The organism is Henriciella sp., from assembly GCF_049649345.1.
Classification (GTDB): Bacteria; Pseudomonadota; Alphaproteobacteria; order Caulobacterales; family Hyphomonadaceae; genus Henriciella.
On the sequence record NZ_JBARZC010000293.1, the window covers coordinates 1 to 7,277 of the forward strand.

Below are 7,277 nucleotides of genomic sequence, written 5' to 3' on the forward strand. Positions count from 1 at the left end.
GATTCAGGGGTTGTCGCTGCTGTTGAAAGCGCTGACTCGAATTCTGAAATCAGGTTGAACAGGCTATGGCCATCGGTCGAGTCACCAAGGCGGGCGGAAAGCGCCTGCCAGCTCGACGATATGACATTTGCGTGGGCGAGGTCGCTCGACAGCAGCATACGCTGGCCTGTGAGCGCGGAATCTGCGGAGCGGGCAATGCCGTCGACACCAACACCATTGGTGTTATTGCCGACGATATTTTCCGCGAGAAGAACGGAGCGCCGGACATAGCCCGGCGTTGTTGCGTTCGCAACGTTTGTCGCAGCGATGTCGGCCCTCAGGCTACTCGCCTGAAGGCCGGTTCGCGCGGCGTTTATGGCACCAGATAGGCTCAAGGCTGTAAGGCCCTTTCAGCTTGCCGTATTACCGTTTCAGGTTGGTGGTTTCCTGAAGCATCTCGTCCACGGTCTGGACGATCTTTGCGTTCGAGGAATAGGCCCGCTGCGTCTCGATGAGATCAGTGAGCTCCGAGGCGATATCCGTCGTGGATTCCATCAGGGAATAGCCTGAAACCGTGCCAACGGGGCCCGTGCCAGCATCCCAGAGATAGAGATTGCCGCTTTCCGCGGAGACCGAATAGGCCTGCGCGTCCAACGCCTTGAGACCATTGACGTTCGGCACGTCGCCGATCGGGATCTGGTAGAGTGTGCGGCGGAAGCCGGTATTGTAGATCGCCTGCAGGAAGCCGGCCTCGTCGATCTCGACAGACTGAAGGTCACCGATCGGCGCGCCATCCTTGGACACAGCCGTGGGCGAGAAAGGCGCAGAGAGCTGCGTGATGCCAGCGCTGTCGCCCGGCCGGCCGATGAAGACGTCCACGTCGCCGTGCGGCAGGGTGAGAGTGACCTGGCCCGTGCCAGTATTGTAGCTCGCGCCATTGCTTGCCGCGACCGTGTCAATGCGCCCGCCATTCGTCGTCGTATCGTCGAAGTCAATGTCGAGATCGCCAATGGATGTTGCAGGGTTGCCGGCGCTGTCGAAGATTTCGACAGTCCAGTTATTTGAATAGCCGGAGCCCGGAACGCTCGGTGTGAATTCAAGCGTCAGCGTATGCGCGCGGCCGAGATTGTCGAAATATTCGATCGGCAGCGGATAGGCTTCGCCCGTCGCGCCAGCCTCTGTCGCATCGACAGGCAGGTTGATGCCGAGCTCGATCTGTTCTGTCGGGGACGCTGTATATTGCGACGCGGAGATGTTGACCGGCTCAAGGCTGATGCCGCTGTTTCGGCTCACATTGCCGACCTCGCCGTCCACATTGGCCGGGAAGCCAAGCAGGTAGAGGCCGCTCTGTGTTCTGAGGTTGCCGTTCTGGTCTGAATAGAAGGAGCCGGTCGGGGTCAGCATCAGCTCGCGCTCTGAGGCGAGCGAGCCGATCCCGGTGCCGTCGGTGACCGGAAGAAGGCCGCGGCCCGCAACCGCCATGTCAGTGGCATTTCCGGTCGAGATCAGGGATCCCGTTGCGGCAATATCCTTGAACGTATCAACGCGGACGCCGCCGGCTGAATAGGCCGAGGCCTGCTGGTCGAGCACCATGCTGGAAAATTCGACCTGGCTACGCTTGTAGCCATATGTCGATGAGTTCGCGATATTGTCGGAAATAGTGGACAGGCGGGTGGCGTTGGAATTCAACCCCATCACACCTGCATTCAGGGATGATGATATAGTCACGAGACAACTCCTTTGTCAGACTATCCCTGAAATTGCAGCGGATTCCTTAATAAGCGGATAACCCTTCTGGAGTGGGCTGATTGGCGCTCGTGACGATCGTGATCGAGATCCTGCGGTTCTGTGCTGCTGCAGGGTTGTCTTCGATTAGCGGGTCTGTGTCGGCGCGGCCTGAAACCTCTTTGAGGCGGGCGATTGGAAGCCCGTCTGAGAGCAGAAGCTTGCGTGCCGTATTGGCGCGGTCGGCTGAGAGGTTCCAGTTGTCATAGCCGCGGTTGCCGCGATACGGGCGGTTGTCGGTATGGCCGACGATCTTGATATCATTGTCGAACGTGTTGAGCGAACCCGAGATCAGCTCAAGCAGCTTGATCAGAAGCGGCGTCGGCTGGCTTTGGCCGAGCTCGAAGAGCGGGCGGCTTTCGGAATCGATGATTTCAAGAACAATGCCTTCAGCCGTCATCTTGACCAGAAGATGCTCCGACAGCTTGCGCGGATCCTTGCTCAGTTCCTCGCGCAGGTCATTCAGGCCCTGGGCAATCTGCCGGCTGTCTGCGGCATCATTCGGGGCGACGGATTTCTTGCGCGTCGCGCCGGTGCCCATCTGGGCATAGGTTTCTTCTGTATAGAGCGAGCTGCCATTGAGGCCGTCCGAGCCGCCGCCGGAAATCCGGCTTACCGGAATGGTCGGATTGAAATAGTCGGCAATACCCTTGCGCTGTTCCTCAGTGGTCGCATTGAGCAGCCACATGAGGAGGAAGAACGCCATCATCGCGGTCACGAAGTCGGCATAGGCCACTTTCCAGGCCCCACCATGGTGTCCGTCGGCCTTTACGACCTTCTTGCGCTTGATGATCGTGATGTTTTGTTCGGGTTCTGGCTTTTCTGCCATGTCATACCTGCAATTCGATTTCAGGCACCGATATAACAGAGGCGTGCGAAGTATCCCTGTAGATGATCGGCACGATTGTCGCGGTTCGACTAACGCTTCGTTTACCAAATCTATCGAGAAATTAACGCGAGAATTGGTTATTGTGTCTGCAGGTTCGATTTGTCTTCAGTCTTGCTCCAGAAGATCCGTGCCGCCGGGGGAATTTCCCCGGCCGTACAGCACTGCGCGCCGCTCTGGTCTGGCGTGCAGAACGCCTGCGAAGCATGGGCGAAAGCGATCTTCGATCATGATCTGACCGCCACTGTCGTCCAGAAGAAGCCGATAAGCGGGCGCGACGCTGAAGCCCTGATTGATGAACGGTTTGGCTTTATCTGTTTACCATACACGACCACCGGATTGCGGGCGATCGCGCTCGATCGAGGTGTGGCCGTCCGCTATGCCAGTCTGAAGCTGCAGCAGCCGGGAGAGAAGCTTGCCGCATCGCCGGCGCTCTTCCTTCGCCTGCTCTGCGATCACCCGGCGCGCTTTTTGTGGAAAGAAATCGCGAACGCCGTTGCGCTCGGCCCGGCCCTGCCGGACGATTTCTCCGTCGTCGATCCTGCCGGTGTTCCCCACAGCATTGACCCTGACACACGGCTTCTGAAGGTCGTGGTCAGCCTGTCAGAAGAGGCCGGCGAAGAAGACAACTGGCTGCTGGAAGGCGGCGAGGAGCTGCCCGAGCTTCATCTCTACTATGATTATAATTCGCTGACCGACTTCGCCATCAAAGCGCAGAAGAGCGCGCCGCGCCAAGTGCGCCAGGCCAGCGAAGCGGGCGAGAAGAATCTGCGTCGGCAGATCCGGAATTCGACAATCCAGCTGGATGCCGTGCTGGAGCGGTTGCCCGTCACGATCGCGGACTGTTCGCGCCTTGAGGTCGGGCAGGTGCTGGCGCTGCCGGATGTTGAGCCGGGGGTTCTGTCTGTGTGCGCCGAGACGATGCATGGAAGCCTAGCAATCAGTCAGGCCGAATTAGGCACTTGGAAAGGCAAGCGTGCTCTAAAGCTGACTTCGCCAATTCTGGAGAGTTACGCCCAGGAGATCGCCGAGATCTGAGCTGGCAGATGGCTACTGTGCCTGAGGGAGCAAAGGAGGGTTAAAGTGAACGCAATTCTTGGTTTGATCGTCACCGTCGTCATGGTGTTCGGCGGCTATATGCTGGCCGGCGGTCACCTCGAAATCATCATGCATGCGCTGCCGTTCGAAGGCATGATGATTGGTGGTGCAGCCCTCGGCTCACTGCTGGCTGCGAATGACTTCAACACAATCAAGCATACAGCAGGCGATGTCGTCTCCGCCTTCACCGGGCCCAAGTGGAAGAAGTCCGACTATCAGGACCTGCTCTGCCTGATGTCGGAGCTACTCAACGTGCTACGGCAGAACCCTGTCGACATCGAAGCCCACATCGAGGACCCCCAGCAGTCGGACATCTTTCAGCGTTATCCGAAAATCCTGAAGGATCACGATGCGATCGAGATGATCTGCGACACGATCCGCTCCATGCTGATGAACTTCGACAATGTCCACCAGGTCGAGGAGCTGCTCGAAAAGCATCTCGATACCCTGGCCGAGGAAAAGCTGCACGGCTCGCACGCCCTTCAGAACATGGCAGACGCCCTGCCGGCGCTCGGCATCGTCGCGGCCGTGCTCGGCGTGATCAAGACAATGGCCTCGATCGACAAGCCACCTGAAATCCTCGGCGGCATGATCGGCGGCGCGCTCGTCGGGACGTTCCTCGGCGTGTTCCTCGCCTATGGCGTGGTCGGACCTTTCGCCTCGCGGGTCAAAGCGATCCGGATGGAAGAACATTTCTTCTACTCGATGATCGGCGATATGCTCGTCTCCAACCTGCAAAAGAACCCCGTGAACATCTGCATTGAAGTTGCCCGCCGGCATGCGCCTGCGCGCGTGCGCCCGTCCTTCAATGACATCGAACAGGCCCTGAAAGGACTGAAACAAGCCGCGTGAGACACTCACTGCCCATATGTCTTTTTGCGTTGGCGATCCCCTTCGCGCAGGCGGCTCTTGCAGAGCCGCCTCAGGACGTTGAAGCGGGCAGTGAAGTTGATCGCCTTCCAGCACAGCTTGACGATTTCGTGCAGAGCGCGATCGATCAGGGCCTTTTGCAGCCCTCCCTTCCAGCCGGCACCGGCCCTGAGAAGACGAGCCGCCCGGCCGCCCCTCCGCCTGCTCCGGAAACAGCGCCCACGGTCGCACCCGAGACCGTGTCGCTGCGCCCCCGTCAGGGACAGCTGGCCCAGCAGGGTTGCGCGCTGAGCTCCCCTTACGATTTCGCAGACTTTGTAGACCTTCACACCTATCAGGACCTGATGAGCTGGCGCGGCGTCCTGGAGGCCGAAGAGACCGCCACATCGCAGGTCCTGCTCGCCAAGGGTTATCTCGTGCTCGGCCTCAACGAGGAAAGCCGGATGCAGCTTATGGGCAAGACAGACCGCACAGCGACAGCGCTGCGCGAGCTTGCCTGGCTGATGGAAGGGCGGGGCTATCCGAACATCTCCTACTTCGCCGATCTTGCCGACTGCGAGGACAGCGCGCGAATCTGGCTCGCCCTTGCCCGCCTTCGGGCCGGCGATCCAAGCGGGGCGAGGATCCTGTCGGCACGTTTCGAGGACTACAGCCAGCTGCCACTACACATGCGCATGGCCTATGCGCGCCTCGCCGTCCCGATGCTTGACCGCATGAAGGAAGTCGAGCTGGCCCGGCAGGTTCTGGTGACCTTCAGCGATGACCAGATCAACACCCATGAGCGCCTGCGCTTTGCGGCTACGCTTGTCGGGTTCAGTGTCGGTACGCCGGAAGCCGAGGGCTGGCTGCGCCACTATCTGAAACTGGCCGAATATCGCGACGAGGCGGCCGCCGCGCTGCGCCGGGGAGGGCTTTCCGTCGATGACAATATTGAATCGGAATACATCACCCGGCTTGTCGATGATTACGGCAAGCTGCCCGAGGACATTCCCGTCGAGGACAGCCTCGACGTTCTGATGAGCGACCTCCAGACCGCTGCCGACTACGCCATGACGCGCCAGCTGGCATCGCTTCCAGCGGCGCAGTCCGAAGAGGCGCGCGCGCGGCTGTCGGACCATTATGTGGCGCTGGTCAAGGCCGACCTCAGATCAGCTGACACGCTGACCAACCTGAAAGGCATGGACGCGCTGTTGAATGGCGGCGCGCTGCTGGAGGGGCGGGATGATCTTGAAGATACGTTCGGTGAGGCCGCCGCACTCGCCGCCCATCTCGGCCTGAAAACCCTGTCGGAAAAATTGTCTGAACAGGTCAGCTCAGGCGAAGCGCTGGCTGTGGCGCAAGCGCAGCTGGCTTTCCGGCTTGGCGACAGTGAGACGCTGTCCAGTCTGCAGGCGCGCCATCGCGGCAATTCCGACATCGTGACGCTCGCGGCGCTCGATGCGGTACGCACCGGCGACAAGCCTGCTTTCGCCGGGCTTGAAAGCAAGCTCTCGCTCACACCTGATCTCGCCCTCGCGCTGATCGCTGCCGATGGCGCAGGCGGACACTGGATCCTGCCGCAGCGCTATTTCGAAGCGGCGCTCGACGTCCAGGAGCCGGAGAAAAAGGCCCAGCTTCGCCGCATCCTGGCCGCCCGCCCGGGCGCCGCTGACGCGTCTCAATCGCCAGCGTCCCTGACGATCGCCGACGTGCCGCGAGGTCTCGACCGGATCGGCCAGTCGCTCCAGCCAGACGCGACGGAGATGCGCTGATGTCCAACGCCATTTATGCCGCGCTTGCCAGACAGACCGGCCTGATGAACGAGATGCAGGCGGTCGCGAACAATCTCGCAAACTCAAGCACGACCGGCTACAAATCCGACCGCGCGATCTTTGCCGAATTCATGGCCCGCACTGGTCATAATCTGCCCGACGTATCCATGGGCGGGCTTGCAGCCCACGCCTTCGATCTTGAACAGGGTGGCCTGCGCTTTACAGGCGGCAAGTTCGACCTCGCCATTCAGGGCGAAGGTTACTTCCTCGTCGAGACGCCGCGCGGCCAGATGCTGAGCCGGGCAGGGGCCTTCCAGCTCAATGAGGAAAGCGAGCTCATCGACAGCGCCGGCAACAAGGTGCTGAACGCCGGCGGCAGCGCGATCTCCATTCCGGAAGACGCCCGCCTCATTTCCATCGCAGGCGATGGCACGATTTCAGCCGACGGCCAGATCGTCGATCAGGTTGGCATCGTCGTCCCGAACGGGCAGCTGCTGCGCGAGACCAACACCATGTTCAGCGCTTCTGATGGCTATCAGCAGGCCGAAGAGCCGCGCCTCATTCAGGGTGCGCTCGAACAGTCCAATGTCGAGCCCGTGCTCGAGGTTGCACGCATGATCGAAGTGCAGCGCGCCTATGAGGCAGGCCAGGCGCTGCTGGAACGTGAAGACCAAAGAATAGCGAAGTTTATCAGTACACTACGCCAACTCTAACACTGGACGTGAATCAAGGGAGGACCCTATGAAGTCACTGCAGATTGCAGCCACAGGCATGGCCGCGCAGCAAATGCGCGTCGATGTCATATCCAACAATATCGCCAATATGAGCACCAATGCGTACCGGCCAAGGACGGCCGAGTTCTCAGACCTCATGTACCAGCAATACATGACACCCGGCACAATCACCTC

8 protein-coding genes are annotated in these 7,277 nt (G+C 60.2%); 5 read left to right on the forward strand and 3 right to left on the reverse strand.

Annotated features, from left to right (window positions below):
• From WA989_RS07680 to WA989_RS07690, 3 genes are all read right to left on the reverse strand, one after another.
• On the reverse strand, window positions 1-374 hold a 374-nt coding region (locus WA989_RS07680), incomplete at its 3' end, for a flagellar basal body protein (RefSeq protein WP_424339915.1).
• A 28-nt stretch (window positions 375-402) separates the two neighbouring features.
• Window positions 403-1,707, reverse strand: coding sequence for a flagellar hook protein FlgE (locus tag WA989_RS07685; RefSeq protein ID WP_424339916.1), 1,305 nt, complete (start codon window positions 1,705-1,707; stop codon window positions 403-405).
• A 46-nt stretch (window positions 1,708-1,753) separates the two neighbouring features.
• Window positions 1,754-2,593, reverse strand: coding sequence for a flagellar motor protein MotB (locus WA989_RS07690; RefSeq protein WP_424339917.1), 840 nt, complete (start codon window positions 2,591-2,593; stop codon window positions 1,754-1,756).
• A 159-nt stretch (window positions 2,594-2,752) separates the two neighbouring features.
• On the opposite strand from WA989_RS07690, the gene WA989_RS07695 reads away from it, so the two are divergent.
• The 5 genes from WA989_RS07695 to WA989_RS07715 form a co-directional block, all read left to right on the forward strand.
• Window positions 2,753-3,688 carry a FliM/FliN family flagellar motor switch protein gene (locus WA989_RS07695; RefSeq protein WP_424339918.1) on the forward strand — a complete coding sequence of 312 codons (936 nt, stop codon included), beginning with the start codon at window positions 2,753-2,755 and terminating at the stop codon, window positions 3,686-3,688.
• 45 nt (window positions 3,689-3,733) lie between these two features.
• Window positions 3,734-4,600, forward strand: coding sequence for a flagellar motor stator protein MotA (gene motA, locus WA989_RS07700; RefSeq protein ID WP_424339919.1), 867 nt, complete (start codon window positions 3,734-3,736; stop codon window positions 4,598-4,600).
• Entirely contained in the window at window positions 4,597-6,369 is a 1,773-nt protein-coding gene (locus tag WA989_RS07705) for a hypothetical protein (RefSeq protein WP_424339920.1), read from the forward strand. Before motA ends, WA989_RS07705 begins: the two co-directional genes overlap by 4 nt.
• Window positions 6,369-7,082, forward strand: coding sequence for a flagellar hook-basal body complex protein (locus WA989_RS07710; protein ID WP_424339921.1), 714 nt, complete (start codon window positions 6,369-6,371; stop codon window positions 7,080-7,082). The genes WA989_RS07705 and WA989_RS07710 overlap by 1 nt, the downstream gene beginning before the upstream one ends.
• Before the next feature lie 28 nt (window positions 7,083-7,110).
• On the forward strand, window positions 7,111-7,277 hold a 167-nt coding region (locus WA989_RS07715; protein ID WP_424339922.1), incomplete at its 3' end, for a flagellar basal body protein.

Coding starts and splice junctions, on each gene's coding strand:
- WA989_RS07690 (WP_424339917.1), bottom strand. CDS start 2,593: ATGGCAGAAAAGCCAGAACCCGAACAAAACATCACGATCATCAAGCGC.
- WA989_RS07710 (WP_424339921.1), top strand. CDS start 6,369: ATGTCCAACGCCATTTATGCCGCGCTTGCCAGACAGACCGGCCTGATG.